This is a genomic window from Francisella philomiragia subsp. philomiragia ATCC 25015 (assembly GCF_000156715.1).
Classification (GTDB): Bacteria; Pseudomonadota; Gammaproteobacteria; order Francisellales; family Francisellaceae; genus Francisella; species Francisella philomiragia.
Genome location: NZ_DS999312.1, coordinates 329,404 through 347,068, shown reverse-complemented (window position 1 = coordinate 347,068; position 17,665 = coordinate 329,404). Strand labels below are relative to the sequence as shown.

Here is a 17,665-nt window from a genome sequence, read left to right as displayed (position 1 = left end):
AAACTATCGTTTGATACTCTTGTTGTGATAACTTAGTCATCATGAACTTCTTTAAAAACTATCTACTCTTTCAAATATAAACTCTATTAACCAAAATTACTAATTCATTAAGTCCTTTTGCATCAAGATCATTAATCCCCGCAGCAGCCTTTCTACCACCTCCGGTGGCGAATTGTGAACAAATATCAGCCGCACCAAATGGTTTATTTTTTGGAGCTCTTAAGCTTATTAGATAATTACCATTTTCTTTTACTGTTGCAATTATGATCGCTTTGTCATGGTACTTATTTGCCAAATTATTACCTAGTGTACCACTAACTCGTCTTGCCCAAGGTTGATTATGTAACTTAATAAGCTTAAGACTTTCAAAGTCTTGAATATCTAAGCTATCTAGATTTTTGCTATCATTCTCATATCCCTCTCTCAATTTATAAAAGCATGATTTTGTATCAGCAATCACATCAAATGGAGTCTCATATCTCATTAACTCATGATACAAGTCAGCTGGATGATAATACAAATCATCAATCGTACTTCCATAACCATTATAGTTAATCAGCATCCCTAGCTCTTTTAGTTGAACTTTTTGCTCACTATTCAATTTAAACAAATCTGCCTCATTGTCTGCTATATGATGTAGATTATCCCCATAAGCTGCCGCGATAGCCCATAGATGATACTTTTTATCTAATCTACTACTCACTATTAGTGCAGTACAAATATCTGCTGATGTATTTATATTAGCTTTTAGTTTTGGATTTGAGATTAGCTTATCAGCCTGATGATGATCAAAATATGCTATCTGACTAACATACTCAAGTAGTCTCTCAATATCTTGATAATTCTTTTCATATGAAATATCTAACACTGTCACAACTGCATTGTTAGCATCTTGATTAGAGATATTTTTACATAGAGAAATATCCCTTTTGACTCCTGTTATTAATCTATGTTTATCACTCGCTACTGGCACTGCCTTGCGTAGCTGAATCAGTGATAGTATCCCATCTGCATCACCATTGAAAATATCTATATACATTACATATACCTTAGATTTTATTATTTGAAACTAGATAGTCAAAAATCTGCCCTGCACAATCTTTTATAGATTTTGCTTGTGTTTTAATATGTATCTCTGGATTCACTGGCTTTTGATATAGTGATGTTATCCCTGTGAAATCTGCTATTGCACCTGCTCTTGCTTTTTTGTACAAACCTTTAGGATCTCTGTTTTCACACTCTGATAATTCGGTATCTATAAAAATTTCAATGAAGTTATTTTTACCAATCAGCTCTCTTGCTTGCTCTCTATCGGATATATATGGCGAAATAAATGCTGTACTAACTATCAACCCTGCATCTACAAAAAGCTTAGCAACCTCAGAAATACGTCTAATATTCTCAATACGACTAGCTTCATCAAAACCCAAATCTTTATTAAGACCATAACGGATATTATCGCCATCTAGCACATAAGTATGATATTCTTTTTCGTATAGTACGCGATCAACCGCATTAGCAATAGTTGATTTACCAGAGCCACTTAACCCCGTATACCAAAGCACTAAGGCTTTGTGATTTTTATGCTTAGCTCTTTCATCAGCTGAAACGCTAGTATCATACCAAACGATATTTTTGCTCACTTATATCTCCATTAATATAAAGGATAAATTATAGGTATCATAACACAGCAAGATACTATATATACAATTGAGACTGGCACTCCAGTTACGATAAAGTCTCGCCACTTATAGTTTGCAGCATTCATTACCATCAGATTAGTTTGATAACCATACGGAGTCAAGAAACTTGCAGACGCCGCAAACGCCACCCCAAGCACCACTGGAAACACATTTATACCAACCCCTAATGCTAAATTATAAGCAACCGGAAACATCAGTGCAGCAGCTGCATTGTTAGTTATAAACTCTGTCAATAATATTGTCGTTATAAAAATCCCTACAAATATAAACATCGCAGAATGTCCTGCTAAATATGTTTTTGAGAATATAGCTATACTCGATGCCAAACCAGTATTATCCATACTTGTAGCAATACATAATGAACTAGTTACTATTAGCCAAACTTCTGTTGGGAAGCTGTTTTTAATCTCACTAATAGATATACTTTTGGTTAATATCAGCATACCCAGCAAAACAAACATACCTGAGAAAAGCGAAGCACCAGAAAATACCGAATAAACAATAACCGCAATAAATCCAAAAATCACCAAAGCCTCACGCCAGCCTGTAATCACTCTTTTAGGTTCTACCCCTTTTATAACCAAAAAGTTCTGAGATATATTAGCTCTACTTCTAAAATCCTCACCTGTAGCTAATAACAAAATATCTCCAGCTTTGATAATTAGCTTACCAAGCTTACCAGATATTCTTTCGCCATCCCTACGCACTGCCACTACTGCTGCATCAAATTTTGATCGAAACTCAACATCTTTGAGACTCTTACCAATAATACTAGAATCTTGTTTGACCAAAACTTCTGTTAACTGCAGAGTATCAAAACCTTCTGTTTGTGCATATAGCTGCAGTCCATCAAATTGATTTAATATCGAAACTTTTTGTATATCTCCTGAGAATAAGAGCTTATCTCCATCACTTAAAATATTATGGGGTTTAACTGGACAAATTCTATCTCCATTTTTTCTTATAATTTCGGCAAGAAATAGATCTTCTAGGTGGCGTAGACCCGCTTTTTCAATACTTTTACCGATAAGTGATGATTTAGAGAGAATTTCTGCCTCAACCATATAACTACTATAACTATTCGCTTGAGGCTCTTTTTTTGGCAAAAATCTACTTGCAAAATATAATGTTATACAGCCAAATATAGTTACTACAGCACCCACAATTGTAAAATCAAAAAAACCAAATCCTTTGGATCCAGTTGCAGCTGAGTACATACTACTTACAACAAGATTTGTTGAGGTACCAATTAGTGTCAAAGTACCGCCCATAATGGTTGCATAAGACATAGGTATCAAAAGTCGCGATGGTAGCACCGCCTTTGAATTATTGATAGCCTTGATAAGAATAGCTACAACCGCAGTATTATTTAACACAGATGATGATAGTGCCGAAACACTCAAAACCTTTATTAAAGTTTTTTTCTCTGTTTTGGCAATCAATAGATTTTGTAACTTGCGTAACACGCTTGTCTTTTCAATCACCGATGCAAGTATCATAATGATTACTAATGTAACCAGTGATGAGTTTGAAGCATTTGCTAAAAGCTCTTTTTGACTAATCCAGCCCAAACCGAAGCAAATAAACATCACAACAGCAAAAATCATCAATGTCTTATGCTGATAAAAGCACAATAACACTAGCATAAGAATTATAATAAAAAATAATAAAATAGCGCTCACAAGTTAGCCTCTTAAGTTTTTGGCTCCCCAATGAGGAAAATGCTTGCGAATAAGATCATTTAACTCCAGCTCAAACTCTGAATAATCATGACTATCCTTTCTAATCTCGCCATCTGCAAGTGGTTTGATAATCATACCTGCACCAACAGTTGCATTAGATAATCTATCTATAACTATAAATGCTCCTGTAGCTCTATTTTTTTGATAATCATCAAAACACACTGGTTCTGACAATTTCAACTCAACTGCACCTATCTCATTTAAATCTAATTTACCACAATCAATATCTTTTAGGGTATTTATGTCTGTTTTATAGTTAAATTTGCATACCGAGCCTGTAACCTGCTTAGTCACAAATTTGATATAGTAATCTTTGTTTTCGACCAGTGGTTGCTCATGCATCCAAACAATATGTGCTTTGATGTTAGATGACACATGCGAGATAGAGTCCTTATGAACAATCATATCTCCACGGCTGATATCAATCTCGTCATTTGTTGTTAGAGTCACAGCTTGCCCGGCCTCTGCAAATTCTAGCTCTCCATCAAATGTGACTATAGACTTGATTGTAGTAATCTTACCACTAGGCATAACTCTGATAGTATCTCCTACACTAACCTCACCTGAAACAACAGTACCCTGAAACCCTCTAAAATCTGAATTAGGTCGACAAACTAGTTGTACTGGAAATCTAAATTCATCACTATCAGAATGCTCTACTTTCATAGTCTCTAAATAATGCATCAATGCCGATCCTCTGAACCATGGCATATTTTCACTTTTAGTAACAACATTATCACCCTTTAGAGCAGATATAGGTACAAATCTAATATCTGGTATCTCAAGACTTCCTGCTAGTTTTATATAATCATCTTGGATTGATTTATAAACTTCTTGTGAGTAACCTACTGCATCCATCTTATTCACAGCTACTATCACATGCCTGATACCTAAAAGTGAACAGATAAAACTATGTCTACGCGTTTGGGTTTGTACTCCGTTTCTAGCATCTACAAGGATTATCGCCAAATCACAGTTTGAAGCTCCAGTTGCCATATTGCGAGTATATTGCTCATGCCCTGGAGTATCAGCTATGATAAATTTACGCTTATCAGTAGAGAAGTATCTATATGCCACATCTATGGTGATACCTTGCTCTCTCTCAGACTGCAGACCATCGACAAGTAATGCTAAGTCAATTTGATCGCCTTGTGTACCAACTTTCTTACTATCCTCTGTAATAGCAGCTAGCTGATCCTCAAATATCATCTTACTATCATGCAAAAGCCTACCTATCAAAGTACTCTTACCATCATCAACACTTCCACATGTGATAAACCTTAATAATTCTTTTTGCTCATGCTGTTTAAGATACTGCTGTATATTTGTTGCTATTAAATTTGATTGGTGTGACATTTTTGCTCCTTGATGAAAGTTAATAGTTATAAGTGAGTAGTTAGTAAGATTGAGATAAAACAAGTGTTTTCGACTTGCTCTATTACTTACTTTTACTACATAATACCGATTATCAACTATTAACTTCTTTCAATATATTTTTCTTTAAAGCTCTTAACATTTTAAATATTTCATAGAGCTCATCTTTTTAGGCTAATCCTATAGCTTTATTTATATAGCCAATTTCAATTCCAATATAAATCTGTATAACTAATTCTGACAGTGAACCTTCCGAAATATTTATAAATCTAGCTTTATCCTTATGAGAATCTTTTTCCATACCTTCAGCTATATTTGATGCTACAGATAAAGAACTTCTGGTAATCTGATCTTTAAAACTAAAGTCTTTTGATTCTGCAAAGTACTTATATATATCAGCACTTACTCTACAAGATCTTTTCCAAACTTCTAAGCTCTCACACTTCATTGATAATCTACCTACTATACACTTACTACTACAAACTTTTTAATTTCTTCGAAATTAAAAATACCCCTCAATTTTCTTCTTCTCCATCGAGCCAGCACTATCTTTGTCTATAGCTCGCCCTTGGCGTTCCGATGTTTTGGTTAGTAGCATTTCTTGAATAATCTCTGGTAGAGTATCAGCTCCTGACTCTACAGCTCCAGTTAGTGGATAACAACCTAATGTCCTGAATCTAACCTTTTTATTTACAGCCTTTTGTCTTAGTTCAACAGGCGTTCTATCATCATCAACCATCATCAAAATACCATCATGCTCAACCACAGGTCTTTCTTTGGCAAAATATAAACTTGGAATTTTGATATTCTCCATATAAATATATTGCCAAATATCTAACTCTGTCCAGTTGGAGAGTGGAAAAACTCTGATACTCTCACCTTTATTTACCATACCATTATAGATATTCCACAGTTCTGGTCTTTGATTTTTTGGATCCCAGCGATGATTCTTATCTCTAAATGAAAATACTCGCTCTTTAGCTCGCGATTTTTCTTCATCACGGCGAGCACCTCCAAATGCAGCATCGTATTTACCTTTATTTAGAGCTTGCTTGAGTGATTGAGTCTTCATAATATCAGTATGTTTTGCGCTACCATGTGAAAATGGCCCTACACCTTGATCAATCCCATCTTGATTAATATGTACCAAAAGCTCAAAATCATACTCTTTTGCCATTTTATCTCTAAACTCTATCATCTCTTTAAACTTCCAAGTAGTGTCAACATGAAGTAGAGGAAATGGAATCTTACCAGGATAAAAAGCCTTACGCGCTAAATGAAGCAATACTGACGAGTCTTTACCTACAGAATATAGCATCACAGGATTTTCAAACTGTACAACTACTTCTCTAAATATCTGTATTGACTCATTTTCAAGTTTTTTTAGATGTGTTTGCATATCTTACACCCTACCTACTATTTATCCGCAAATATCTTATCAATAATAGCTGTTTGTGTTTTGATTTCAGCAATAGTTGTTTTTAAACTATCTAATTCTATTTGGAGATTTTGGTAGTCTTTTTGGATATTTTGATTTGCTTGGGTTAATTGTGTAACCTTCGTATTTAACTCAGTATTTGCCTGTACAAACTCCTGATGCTGAAACAATTCGATAGACATTTTCAATTCTCTATGAATACCATTAAAAAGCTTAGGATTTTCAAAATCTTTTTCACGAATAGCCTTGATCATTAACTGCAAAAATCTTGGCGTATTTTTTGTAAATGACTCTATTGGCTGATTATTATTTTTAATATCTTTATCAAGAAAATCATCTACATTTGCTCGCATTTCATCAGTAATTGATATATCTAAGAACTGTGATAATACCTCAAGCGTACTATCTGTATCTGTAATTAATGAATCAAATGATGTGAAAATTCTAGGATAACTTCTACTCTGTAATTCTGCCATCAAAAAGTGATGTGCCCAAATTAAATAGCTCTTTTGATGAGAAAACTTATTTCTAGTTTCTAAAGACATCGCCACCTCTGTAGGATTGCGATACGGTATTATTATTTTGATATCTATACCAAGGTTTTTGCAAGCCTGCTCCCAAATAGGAAATAGAATACAAATGCGAGGATCTTTAATGGCTATCTTATCAGCATTAGCAAATTCCGATTTTAGAATTTCTTCAGCTTTTTTGATATACTCTTGCTGTTTTTCTTTAGGAATATCATCTACTGTCATGGTGTAAGTATCCCAATTTGCTTTAGCCTGAGACATCATATATCTATTATGCTGATAAACTAAATTATTTTCAAAATAGCCTTTGGGATTGCCATCACTTAGAGGCATTAAATCACTACCATAATCAAAACCAAAATAATGAAGTGTTCCAGCTAAAGCTGATGTGCCACTTCGATGCATTCCCAATACAAAACAAGCTAATCTATCAACTTTTAATTTATCTTTATCATTACTTAGTTTAGTTATTGTAGCTATCCAATCATCGATAGTATTTTTAGCATAGTATACATTTTTATAAATAGACTTATCTAAATCTGAATATGGCTTGATATCTGAACAAATGCATCTCAAACCCATAGCATCATATTCTATAGCTTTTAAGTAACTTTTTGATTTAGAAAACTCTGACTCAATAAGTGGAGCTATCCCAAAATCGAAGTTATGCGATATCTTTACTAGCCAACTCACAAACTCATCATAGCGAGAAGTAGGAGGTGTTAATCTTGTGATATATTTGTCATTCTTAAAATCTCCACAACCTATAACATATAGGTGCATCTGATACTGCTTTTGATTAAGTTGTTCTAACACACGTATAAAGAAATCTAAATCATCTTGATGAGTCTTACTACCATAATAGATTACATTTATTTTACTCTTGTCTACATTCAGATCAATTCTATTAACTTGATCTACACTCCACCTAGATTTTAAAATTGTATTTGGTCTAATAACTATATTGTTGTTGTATCGTTTTACTATATTAGCTAGATAATCATTCGTAACATGTATATCATCGGCATTTTGTATTAGTGATATAAAGTGATTTTTATATTTTTTATAATTGCCAGCTGTATCTACTACATCAGGAACTTCTAGCAAATTATCATCTATCTCGTATGTATATGGAACATTATGTTTTTTTAACTGTTTTAAGCACTCATCTACTTTTTCAGCAGGAATTGCATCTCTTTGTATAGTGACACGAGCATATCCACTAATCAGTTTGCTGTCTAGTAAATTATCCCAGCTGATAAACTCGACTTTAAAGCCATATTTTGTTTCAAAGTACTCTTTACAATCCACCATACGAACATATGCTGTTGGAGGTACTTTAGGATACACTCCCTTCATAATAAAAGCGTTATACTTTAAACTTTCAAATGCAACTATCATTAGAACCCATTATCAACATTTACCACTTATCTGATTATAACATCACTAAATCAAATATCTAAATAATGCATGATATGTGACAAATACTAAGTGATGAGAAAATTATGGAGATTCTATTTATTCAGGAATCTAGACCTAACTCTTCGACAAATACCGAAGTAGTCGACACAATCTCTAGATTCTTGATCAAGTTAATAATGGCAATCTATTGGCTCGTCACATCGAATACCAATCTGCAAACCAATAGTCTACCATATTCAAAATAGCACTCTAGCAAATAGCTTATATCCAAGCTACTACTCACTACTCACTACTCACTGAATTCTGAACTCTGCATTCTACTTACTCTTCTTCAAAACTCTCTGCAAATAAAGCATCACTCCTGCATAAGCAGCTCTTGATTTACTACTGTATTTTGGAAATGGTGATTGCTGAAGTGTGATCAGTTCATTAATAAGCTCTATTGCCGAGCACGGCTTGAGCGTATTTGGATGAATATAGCTAGGATAGATAAGATACGCTGCAGCAACAAGCTCTGTGAGACTAAGCTTACGCTGTCTACGCGACTCTACCAAAGCATCATTTGTAAGACCCCAGCCAGCATAAAAAGGCATACCATAGGCATAAACATCTTTACCATACAAAAGCCCCTCAAAACCAGTAAGTGATGTAATAGTATGCACCTCATCAACCACAGATAGTACAGATGCCATACTAACATTAGTTATAATCTCATCACAATACTGTAGTGCTTGATCCTCCGGAACATTACCTAATCTATTACCACTTAGAACATCTGGATGTGGTTTGTAGATAATATACTCATTTGGCTTAGCTTGGCGGACTTTTTTGAGTAACTCTAGGTTAGTCATACCTCTACCACCAAATTTGATAGATGCATCATTCTCAACTTGACCTGGTACTAGGATTTTTCGCATTTTGGTAGGTAGATTAAGCTCACGGTGTGCATCTTTGTTATATTTAGAAAGTTTTGAATTTCTAAGCTTGGCGATGAGTGTATTTGCTTGCTCAAGAAGTTTCCTATCAAACTTATAGTAATTTAGAATATTCTCTAGCTTGCTCGGACATGTCGCATCAAAATATATCCCAACATCATCAAAAACTTGTGAGTACGGCTGAGTCAAATCAGATCCTAATGCTACTGAACGGATAAAACCATCTTCTACGCGTGTTATTTTGATATTATTAGCTCGAGCAAATTCTTGAACTTCTGCAAACTCTTTGCGACCCCAAATAAAAATTTCGACATCAGAGTATTTTTTGAGTCCTTTGCGACATGCTAGATCATACTCACTAGCATATATAGGATTTATAAAACAAATCTTAGCATTTGAATACTCCGTAAGGAATGGCTTAATATAATTGTGCTTCCATCTTGAGAAACCAAACAAAAAAATTCTCTTAGTATTTACTATTTTTTTACTCATAAGTCAAACATATCTACCAATATAACCCAAAGTATTATTTATGATACTTATTAATTTCTCAGAATATAATAGCGCATCTTCAAAAATATCAACTAAATCATCTTCAACATATTCATGGGCTATGGTATTTCTAACATCTTTCATAACTCTAATCTCTTCAATATCATCGAATAAGCCTCTTTTATGAGCATTATTAACGACATCGATTAAGTACCTTGATTTTCAAACTCATACTGATCAAAGCTTGAGCCTTACTATCTCTCTTGCACATGAGCCCTGAACTCTGAATACTTAATCAAGTTCAGTATAAGCTTTGATTCAGCATGTTACCAGAAGGTTTGCATCATAATGAGATTCCAGATCGGAGTCTGGAATGACGGAAATTAGTTCTTCACTATTCACTCTGATCTCTGAATCCTTCTCACTACCGTCTTTTGACAATCTCAGTAATAGTATCAATAATATTGGACTGTCTTTTTTTGTAAGGATTATAATATTTTGAGTAAAGAATATATGCTGCTGCAAAAACCTCTTCTATTGATAGCTTGCGGACTCTACGATCACATTTGACCCTATCATCTGTAATACCCCAACCAGCATAATATGGCATACCAAAACAGACACATTCACAGCCTGACAACAACGCCTCAAAGCCCATACCTGATGTCTTAGTATAAACCTTATCAAAATGCTTAAGCAATGATACTGGATTAACATTTTCACTGATTATAGTGATATTCTTGGAGATATTTACAATATCAATATCAGACCGTTTCTTACCAGTAAGGACATCTGGATGTATCTTGAGATATATTTTAGCTAATGGATTCTCAAGGATAGCTGCTCTAAGCATATCATCTGTAGTATAGTGATTAGCTAGACCATATTCAAGGCTACTATCACCAGCAGTTTGAGCAATGATTAATATATTGTTTTTGATAAAACTATCGTGAACTTGATTCAGGATCTCATAACTATCTCTGCTTATAGCTAAATTATATTTTTGACAAAATCCCTCATCTACTTCAGGAGCATTATTATACTTAGAAACATTATATTTTCTAATCAACATAATAGCTTCTCGAGCTGTTGTCATTAGTTCACTATCTGCGATAAAGTCATAACTATTTAGGATATTCTCAAGCCTACTTGGCATGGTAGCATCATAATAGATACCGACATCATCTTCTACTACACTAAATGCTGGAGAACCCTCGACACCTAAGCCAAGTGAGCGAATAAAACCATCTTCATACAATGTCACAGTACCGCCAAGTTTTGCGTGACACCACAGTGCCAGTCGCCCAGTTTTTTTGCGACCCCAACCAGCAAACCTACGCTTATAAAAAAGTTGTAACAAGCTATTGATATAGTAGCGATAACGATAGAGCATTAGAGTTTATTTGAGTCCCACAACTTGCTTAATCATGTCTAGATTATTTGTCCATGTAAAATTTGCTAATACATATTCTGATCCTGCTTTTGCCATCGCTAAATCATCATCACTTAGACCATCTCTAGTTACACGCTCCACTATCTCATCTATTTGTTGCTTAGTCTCAATTACATGACAATATTTAGAAAACATCTTCTGAACCGCTAAAGTGTTATTAGTAATAGCAACGCCTCCACAAGCAAGTATCTCAATAAGTCTACGTGAAAACATTGTCGGAGAATCTTCGATAGTGTTTACATTTAGCGACAACATATAATCACGATAGATCTGTGCTGTCTGACTGTGACTCACAGCCTTTTCAACATTCATATTCTCTAACTCCGGGTAGCGATAATTTTCAGAATTACGCTCAGAATTACGATCAAAAACTGTCAGGCCAAGCTCTTGAGAACATACAGACTCAAACATAATATCTTGAATTTTTCTACGCTTAGAATGTATGTGATGCGAATAGCTACCTGCAAAATTAGCTCGCTTGTGTTTAAAATCAAAACCTTTGAAATAGTGTATCTTAGGTTGTACAGCAAACATCATTGTATTTACAGTAGTCTTGGAGCTAACCACTTCTTGATACTTAGGTATACAATTCTCATCAACTGTAAATATATGCTCAAAATGCTTAGCACTATCTATAAATCTATCAAAGTGTACGCAATCTTCTTTGTTCCAAAACACTGTAGGTATACCTAATCTTTTGGCATAATCAACTACCTTGATAAGCTTAACGTTTGATCTCTTGGGATGTTCTGGATATGAAGCTATCTTAAACTTCCAACTATTGCGATAACCTTGCCAAGCTGACTCGACAAAAAACAAATCTGGTTTAAAGATTTTAAAGACGAACTTATAATTAAGCGGAGTAATATTATAGCAAGTGCAGTTGTCTTCGTAACCAATTGTAGCTGTAGTTATTTGATCTGCTATAATTGCTATTTTTAAATTGACCACTAATTATAGATAATTATTAATTCTAATGAACAAAGATTATAGCACAATAACATTTTCAATAAAATTTATTAAAGATTGTAGCTGAATTTAGATTATGCTATTTTTAAAAGAATAAATGGATATGATTTTGTGTTTTTATAGTTATGAAAATTTTTGATTTAGTTAATATATTTAGAGCATTTCTGCCACATAAAACTATGATAAGTATCGAAGAAATTGAGGCTGGACATATTAATGATACTTTTTTTCATATATACAGACAATAACGATGACTATGTACTACAGCGAGTTAATCACTATGTATTTAAAAATGTTCCAGCATTGATGCAGAATATGCAAATAGTCACAGATCATATAGTCAATAAGCACAAAAACGATAATAAATGTTATCAAAGTTGCTTAAAGGTAATCTTAACCACAGATAACAAACCATATTTCAAAGATGACAACGGTAACTTCTGGAGACTTAATAACCTAATCAAAGATGTCAAAAGCTATGATAAAGTAGAATCTGCTAAGATTGCTTATGAAAGTGGCAAATCATTTGGTGAATTTCAGTATATGCTAGATGACATTGATGCTGATGATCTAAGTATGACTATAGTTAATTTCCATGATCTTGATACAAAATATCATGATTTTTGCACTGCTATTGAGTATAACCATGAATCAAGACTAGATGGTATTACTGATTTTGTCGATGATATCAAGTCACTAGTCACTATATGACAGTATTATAAATCTTAAAAATATTGCAAAAACAGCTAACATTCCTATGCGAGCGACACATAATGATACCAAGATCAATAATGTCTTATTTGACAATCAAGATAATGCTGTAACAGTGATAGATCTAGATACTGTCATGCCTGGTTTTATCCACTTTGATTATTCAGATGCTATCAGAACTGTTACAAACAGTGTGGATGAAGATGAGAAAGATCTAACCAAGGTTTATATGAATTTTGAGTATTTCAAAGCTTTTACAGAAGGTTTTATAACTCCGATATACCACAATTTAACAGAAGATGAGAAGCAAACACTACCTAAAAGTGCTAGTCTACTAGCTTACCTATTATGCTTACGCTTTATAACAGATCATCTAAATGGTGATAGGTATTTTAAGGTGGCATACCCTGAACATAATCTAGTTCGCGCAAAGACTCAATATACTCTTGCCAAAAGTATTATTTCTCAACAAAATGATATTGATAAATATTTTGAAGAACTATACGCAAAATGTGAGCTACAATAGACAGCTACATTTGAGCTCTTTAGCTATAGCATATTATAGATAAATATCGGATGGATTATACTTATGACAAAGAACAACGATATAACCCTGAAATCAAACTCAAACTCATACATTTGTAATCATTTCTATAATACTTTAGATGGTCGCGTCGAGAAAGACTACCCAACTATAGTCAATTTACAAGCAAGTGATAAATACTTGCACATTCAATTTGAGTGTTTGAATAATCTCTATACAGACTACAACAGCTATACAGATAATAATTCTGAAATGTGGCGACAAGAAGTTTTTGAGGTATTTGTAGCAGCAGGATCAGATACTCCAAGAGAGTATTTTGAGTTTGAAGTTAATCCTAATGGCGCTATATTTTGTGCGAAGATACTCAACTCTGACAAAAAAGAGGCTTCACTAAAAGCTAATTTTATCGATGCTCAACAACAGTTGATACATCATAAAGTATCCACAAAAAATAAAAGCTACTCAGGGAAGCATAAGCATGCCTTTTACGCTAATAGGTAACTCAAAAGAGTTCAGAATCAACTTCTATAGAATAGTAGCCATCCAAGAGCCTCAAGATAAAAATTGGCAAAATAATGAACTTAACTCAAAATATCTAGCATACAATCCAACTATGTCTGGAGATACCGCACAATTTCATTTACCTTAGGAGATGATTAATTTTAATTGTCAATAATAATTGATTTTATTTCAGTATCTCACCATAAAGCTTACATCACAATGAGATTATTGTAGATCCGAATCAGCAGTGATTGAAGATTTACTATTATTTCTATCATTAGTCATACCAATCAGGTTTACCATAAACATTAAAGTAAGTGTCAAATTTTTTACCTTTTAGCAAATCAATAAATAATTTGGCCTCTGCCTCTAAATATAGTTGTCCGAGATAGGCATCCATTTTATCTAAATTTCCTCTGAAAACATTTCCAGGATGCGATGTTATTTCACCAAGGTAAACCTTATCATCACATGTTAAAAAATCTATTCTTAGAACTGGTATAGGTGTATTAATTGAGATAGTTTTAGCATATTCAAAAATTTGTTGTGATACTCCAGTTCCTTCAAAATATTTCACACCATCTAAAAAATTTCCAAGACTATTACCATAACTATCATAATGACAATATTTTGTTTCACCATTTAAATCTCTCATTCTTTCAGTGATAAACCCACACTGTCCATAAAACATATATAATTTAATATCATTAGCAGGCAAGCCTTTATTACTAATAACAGCTTCTTCTACTATAAACCTATCTACAGATATTTTATTTTTAAAAAGAACAATTTCATTTTTATAGGTTTCTTCCAAATTATCATACACCTTATATGATTTAAGCGATTATAGGTAATTGTCACCTTTATACCAAATAACACCAAAGTCACTACATCCTTTATACGGCTTTATTATAGTATTTTTATACAGTAATAGATTATCTATAGTATAGTTATCTCCGTAGTGCTTAGATGTTTTAACACCTAGTTGTACTCCAAATTCATGATCTTTTTCTTTTTTATTATCACCTGGAGCTATTGTTACACCGAATTTATGTAATTGTTCTTTAAATTGAATTATATGAATTAGTGACTCACGATATGACCTACCAATTGAATAATTCAAGCCTTTGTGTAATGTTGCCTGAGTTATATTAAAACTTCCTATTTTTGAATATAGTTTTTCAGATTGGACTATTTTATCACTATCTAAAATAGTACTCCTGTCAATCTGAGATAGTTTTGATAGCATAGCATCTACAGCCTTATCATAATCATTAATAAGATCATCTACTGATTTATCTGCATTTATAATAATAAGCTCATCACTTTTAAATTTTATAACTTCAAAATTGAAATTATAAACAAAAGTTTCATTTAAACTATTTCGATAATAAAAAACCGCAGTATACTTGCCCAGTATTAGGTATATGTTCAAATTCATATTGATTGTTTTCGGTATAAAATTTCTTTTCGATACCTGATTCATAAATCAAGTAAAACGCATATTTACAACCCTCAACAGATTCGGTTATAGCTATTATTTTATTATTTCTAATATTAACTGCTCTTTTTATTTATTATATCCAATATATACAACCAAACACTTAAATTATACAATATTAAAATCTTAGCTTATATTAAAACTTTTCTCGAGTATTATGCCTAGATTTCCATAAGATCCCGAATCATCAAGTTCAGGATGACTATATTATCATATCTAACATCATAAAAGCTTATTAATAGTCACAGAATTACCATCAGCGACTAGAATACCCTTTTTAATCAAGTCAGCATTTTTCTTGATGATATTTTCATACTTTTGCTCATTAGCATGATTATAGCTAGATTCTTCTAATCTACGAATAATAGAATACTGTTTATCTAATTGATACTCTTTACCAAACATAAGTTTTGCTCGATTTTTAAAATCTATATCTTGTCCAAACTCAAAATCATGAAACAATCCTAAAGCCTCTAATGTTTGATAAGTACACATAAATGAATTTGTACGATTTGTTTGATCTAGTTTAGAGTTAGAAGGATTTAGATATTCACTCATTAGTTTTAGCATGTCTATACTATATTCATCCGCTTTTGAATTTAATATAGCTGATACAAACTGTGGTAAAACCTTATCATAATGATTAGATTTTATTAGCTCTGCTGATTTACTATAATCTATATCTTTAGCTTCTATATTTTCATTTATATACTTACTATCAACAGATATAGTGTTTATATCCAATACTCCTTTAAATCCATTTTGTTTGATCAAATTACAAGCTTTATCATATGATGCTTCTAATACATCAGCTGTTAAAATATCATTTTGACTTACAAAAAATACAAGACTGTCTCTTCTTTTGATTTTTTTTAAAAGATCATTTATAAATTGATATTGATTATTTCTATAATCACAATAAAATTTAATCTTATGACCATATTTTATAACTAACTCTTTAGTATTGTGTACTTTAAATTTGTAAGCATATACTCCAATAAGTATCTTATAATTAAAAGTAGCATATACAGTATTTGCATACTCCAATAAACTTCTACATAACACATCTAGTGATCTCAATGGTTTCTTAAAATTTATCACTATATATACAGTAGGTTGATCTTTAATTATAATGTCATTAGTTCCTTGATATTTAAAACACTTCTGAGCCAAATCAGCTATATCTGTTTGTGTCTTATTTGATATTTTTTTTACTACATTAGCAATACTATTTACATCAAAAATATAAGTATCATCTAATAAAATTCTATACCCAGTAGATGCTAATGATAATAAATATTCATGAGTGTATATTTCCTTAGCATCACCATACATTTCTACTATAGTGCAATCATGACCTATTACATAATTTCTTGATTCTGCATTATGTACTCCGACTATTATATTTATGTTAGGATAACTTTGTTCGAGTATTGATACTATGCAGTTATGGAAGCCATTCGGATTGTCTTTTGTTGTAATTATAATGTTTATTAATGGTAAATCATCAATCCACTTTTGTTTAACTAGCTCTAGCAGATGCTCTTCAGAATTTACTACTTTGATAATTGCTTTAGAAAGTTTAGGATACCAGTGATAAAATGAATTTATGTCTGAATTAAGCTCATGGCACATTTTTGAAAATATAATATTCTCACCCCCAAAATATGATGCAAGTATGCCTAGGCCACCATTTGAGCTAATAAACTTATCACAGCCAGCATATAATCTGCATTGAATTTCGTTTACTGATAAATTTTTATAATTAGATTTTAAATCTTTTAATGTAATAACATTATATTTTTTGAAAATATTATCATTAATATTATTACTTTGAAAAGGCATGTGATCTTCATAATCAGCACCAAAATATTCCGAGTCTATGTATACTATTTGGTATCTATCGGATAACAACTTAAAAAGTTTTTCAATCACAATATTTGAAAAATAATTAATTGGTACACCAGACCATTCATTATTTTTTCTATTTGAAATTATAACTGTAGGCTTCTTATATCGAATAGCTTTATCTTTGTAAAAATCTTTAATTGCTGGAGGAGAAAAATTAGTCCATTCAAGCTCATTTCTATGAATCTCCATATTAGAAAATTTTGCTTTTTTAAGTTCAACACAATTTTCCCATGACCTTTTAGCATTTATTTCTGTATGACTGGGTGAAAATGTATAAAAACATGAGGTGTCTAAACCCGATGTTGTACTTGCTAATAATCCTTTTTCGTATAGATGATACGCATATGGAATCGTAGAAATCAGCTCATATCCAAACTCTGGTAAACCACTGTTGATCTCGTACTTACCATCTTTGTTAATATTTATATATTTGTTCATA

The 17,665-nt window shown here is 32.5% G+C and carries 18 protein-coding genes; 4 read left to right on the top strand and 14 right to left on the bottom strand.

Features of this window, described 5'->3' with window-relative positions; all coding sequences use genetic code 11:
- Nucleotides 1–70 precede the first annotated feature (70 nt).
- From FTPG_RS04300 to FTPG_RS04250, 11 genes are all read right to left on the bottom strand, one after another.
- On the bottom strand, nt 71–1,039 hold the full coding sequence (locus FTPG_RS04300) for a DHH family phosphoesterase (RefSeq protein WP_004287201.1): 969 nt from the start codon (nt 1,037–1,039) through the stop codon (nt 71–73).
- Nucleotides 1,040–1,049: 10 nt separating this feature from the next.
- Nucleotides 1,050–1,643 carry an adenylyl-sulfate kinase gene (gene cysC, locus FTPG_RS04295; protein ID WP_004287200.1) on the bottom strand — a complete coding sequence of 198 codons (594 nt, stop codon included), beginning with the start codon at nt 1,641–1,643 and terminating at the stop codon, nt 1,050–1,052.
- A gap of 11 nt (nt 1,644–1,654) precedes the next feature.
- On the bottom strand, nt 1,655–3,385 hold the full coding sequence (locus tag FTPG_RS04290) for an SLC13 family permease (protein WP_004287199.1): 1,731 nt from the start codon (nt 3,383–3,385) through the stop codon (nt 1,655–1,657).
- Between the two features lie 3 nt (nt 3,386–3,388).
- A complete protein-coding gene (gene cysN / locus FTPG_RS04285; protein ID WP_004287198.1) occupies nt 3,389–4,801 on the bottom strand; it encodes a sulfate adenylyltransferase subunit CysN in 1,413 nt (470 codons plus the stop codon).
- A gap of 187 nt (nt 4,802–4,988) precedes the next feature.
- Nucleotides 4,989–5,267, bottom strand: coding sequence for a four helix bundle protein (locus tag FTPG_RS04280; RefSeq protein ID WP_004287197.1), 279 nt, complete (start codon nt 5,265–5,267; stop codon nt 4,989–4,991).
- Nucleotides 5,268–5,321: 54 nt separating this feature from the next.
- Nucleotides 5,322–6,218, bottom strand: a complete 897-nt coding sequence (gene cysD, locus FTPG_RS04275; protein ID WP_004287196.1) for a sulfate adenylyltransferase subunit CysD — start codon at nt 6,216–6,218, stop codon at nt 5,322–5,324.
- Between the two features lie 17 nt (nt 6,219–6,235).
- On the bottom strand, nt 6,236–8,188 hold the full coding sequence (locus FTPG_RS04270; RefSeq protein WP_004287195.1) for a glycosyltransferase: 1,953 nt from the start codon (nt 8,186–8,188) through the stop codon (nt 6,236–6,238).
- A 338-nt stretch (nt 8,189–8,526) separates the two neighbouring features.
- A complete protein-coding gene (locus FTPG_RS04265; protein ID WP_004287194.1) occupies nt 8,527–9,636 on the bottom strand; it encodes a capsular polysaccharide export protein, LipB/KpsS family in 1,110 nt (369 codons plus the stop codon).
- A 3-nt stretch (nt 9,637–9,639) separates the two neighbouring features.
- On the bottom strand, nt 9,640–9,780 hold the full coding sequence (locus FTPG_RS04260; protein ID WP_004287193.1) for a hypothetical protein: 141 nt from the start codon (nt 9,778–9,780) through the stop codon (nt 9,640–9,642).
- A gap of 280 nt (nt 9,781–10,060) precedes the next feature.
- Nucleotides 10,061–10,996 carry a capsular polysaccharide export protein, LipB/KpsS family gene (locus FTPG_RS04255; RefSeq protein WP_235264333.1) on the bottom strand — a complete coding sequence of 312 codons (936 nt, stop codon included), beginning with the start codon at nt 10,994–10,996 and terminating at the stop codon, nt 10,061–10,063.
- Nucleotides 10,997–11,035: 39 nt separating this feature from the next.
- Nucleotides 11,036–12,040: a CgeB family protein gene (locus tag FTPG_RS04250; protein ID WP_004287191.1), complete on the bottom strand. Its 1,005-nt coding sequence runs from the start codon at nt 12,038–12,040 to the stop codon at nt 11,036–11,038.
- A 234-nt stretch (nt 12,041–12,274) separates the two neighbouring features.
- Between FTPG_RS04250 and FTPG_RS09545 the strand changes: the two genes are divergently transcribed.
- From FTPG_RS09545 to FTPG_RS09860, 4 genes are all read left to right on the top strand, one after another.
- Nucleotides 12,275–12,769, top strand: a complete 495-nt coding sequence (locus FTPG_RS09545; RefSeq protein WP_004287190.1) for a hypothetical protein — start codon at nt 12,275–12,277, stop codon at nt 12,767–12,769.
- A 46-nt stretch (nt 12,770–12,815) separates the two neighbouring features.
- Nucleotides 12,816–13,295 (top strand): phosphotransferase, encoded by a 480-nt coding sequence (locus FTPG_RS09540; RefSeq protein ID WP_004287189.1) that lies wholly within the window; start codon nt 12,816–12,818, stop codon nt 13,293–13,295.
- A gap of 63 nt (nt 13,296–13,358) precedes the next feature.
- Nucleotides 13,359–13,814, top strand: coding sequence for a carbohydrate-binding family 9-like protein (locus FTPG_RS04240; protein WP_004287188.1), 456 nt, complete (start codon nt 13,359–13,361; stop codon nt 13,812–13,814).
- Complete coding sequence (locus FTPG_RS09860) at nt 13,792–13,962, top strand: hypothetical protein (RefSeq protein WP_234367143.1); 171 nt, start codon at nt 13,792–13,794, stop codon at nt 13,960–13,962. The genes FTPG_RS04240 and FTPG_RS09860 overlap by 23 nt, the downstream gene beginning before the upstream one ends.
- Before the next feature lie 129 nt (nt 13,963–14,091).
- Here the strand turns inward: FTPG_RS09860 and FTPG_RS04235 are convergent, their stop codons facing one another.
- From FTPG_RS04235 to FTPG_RS04225, 3 genes are all read right to left on the bottom strand, one after another.
- A complete protein-coding gene (locus tag FTPG_RS04235; protein WP_162180871.1) occupies nt 14,092–14,628 on the bottom strand; it encodes an ATP-grasp fold amidoligase family protein in 537 nt (178 codons plus the stop codon).
- Between the two features lie 30 nt (nt 14,629–14,658).
- Nucleotides 14,659–15,255 (bottom strand): hypothetical protein, encoded by a 597-nt coding sequence (locus FTPG_RS04230; protein ID WP_035722327.1) that lies wholly within the window; start codon nt 15,253–15,255, stop codon nt 14,659–14,661.
- Between the two features lie 282 nt (nt 15,256–15,537).
- Nucleotides 15,538–17,664 carry a hypothetical protein gene (locus tag FTPG_RS04225; RefSeq protein WP_004287186.1) on the bottom strand — a complete coding sequence of 709 codons (2,127 nt, stop codon included), beginning with the start codon at nt 17,662–17,664 and terminating at the stop codon, nt 15,538–15,540.
- Nucleotide 17,665 lies beyond the last annotated feature (1 nt).

What these genes read in the sequence shown, in the direction of transcription:
- cysN (WP_004287198.1), bottom strand. Translation starts at nt 4,801, where the DNA reads ATGTCACACCAATCAAATTTAATAGCAACAAATATACAGCAGTATCTT.
- FTPG_RS04300 (WP_004287201.1), bottom strand. Translation starts at nt 1,039, where the DNA reads ATGTATATAGATATTTTCAATGGTGATGCAGATGGGATACTATCACTG.
- FTPG_RS09540 (WP_004287189.1), top strand. Translation starts at nt 12,816, where the DNA reads ATGCGAGCGACACATAATGATACCAAGATCAATAATGTCTTATTTGAC.
- FTPG_RS09860 (WP_234367143.1), top strand. Translation starts at nt 13,792, where the DNA reads ATGCCTTTTACGCTAATAGGTAACTCAAAAGAGTTCAGAATCAACTTC.
- FTPG_RS04265 (WP_004287194.1), bottom strand. Translation starts at nt 9,636, where the DNA reads ATGAGTAAAAAAATAGTAAATACTAAGAGAATTTTTTTGTTTGGTTTC.
- FTPG_RS04225 (WP_004287186.1), bottom strand. Translation starts at nt 17,664, where the DNA reads ATGAACAAATATATAAATATTAACAAAGATGGTAAGTACGAGATCAAC.
- FTPG_RS04270 (WP_004287195.1), bottom strand. Translation starts at nt 8,188, where the DNA reads ATGATAGTTGCATTTGAAAGTTTAAAGTATAACGCTTTTATTATGAAG.
- FTPG_RS04260 (WP_004287193.1), bottom strand. Translation starts at nt 9,780, where the DNA reads ATGAAAGATGTTAGAAATACCATAGCCCATGAATATGTTGAAGATGAT.
- FTPG_RS04280 (WP_004287197.1), bottom strand. Translation starts at nt 5,267, where the DNA reads ATGAAGTGTGAGAGCTTAGAAGTTTGGAAAAGATCTTGTAGAGTAAGT.
- FTPG_RS04230 (WP_035722327.1), bottom strand. Translation starts at nt 15,255, where the DNA reads ATGAATTTGAACATATACCTAATACTGGGCAAGTATACTGCGGTTTTT.
- FTPG_RS09545 (WP_004287190.1), top strand. Translation starts at nt 12,275, where the DNA reads ATGATACTTTTTTTCATATATACAGACAATAACGATGACTATGTACTA.
- FTPG_RS04240 (WP_004287188.1), top strand. Translation starts at nt 13,359, where the DNA reads ATGACAAAGAACAACGATATAACCCTGAAATCAAACTCAAACTCATAC.
- cysD (WP_004287196.1), bottom strand. Translation starts at nt 6,218, where the DNA reads ATGCAAACACATCTAAAAAAACTTGAAAATGAGTCAATACAGATATTT.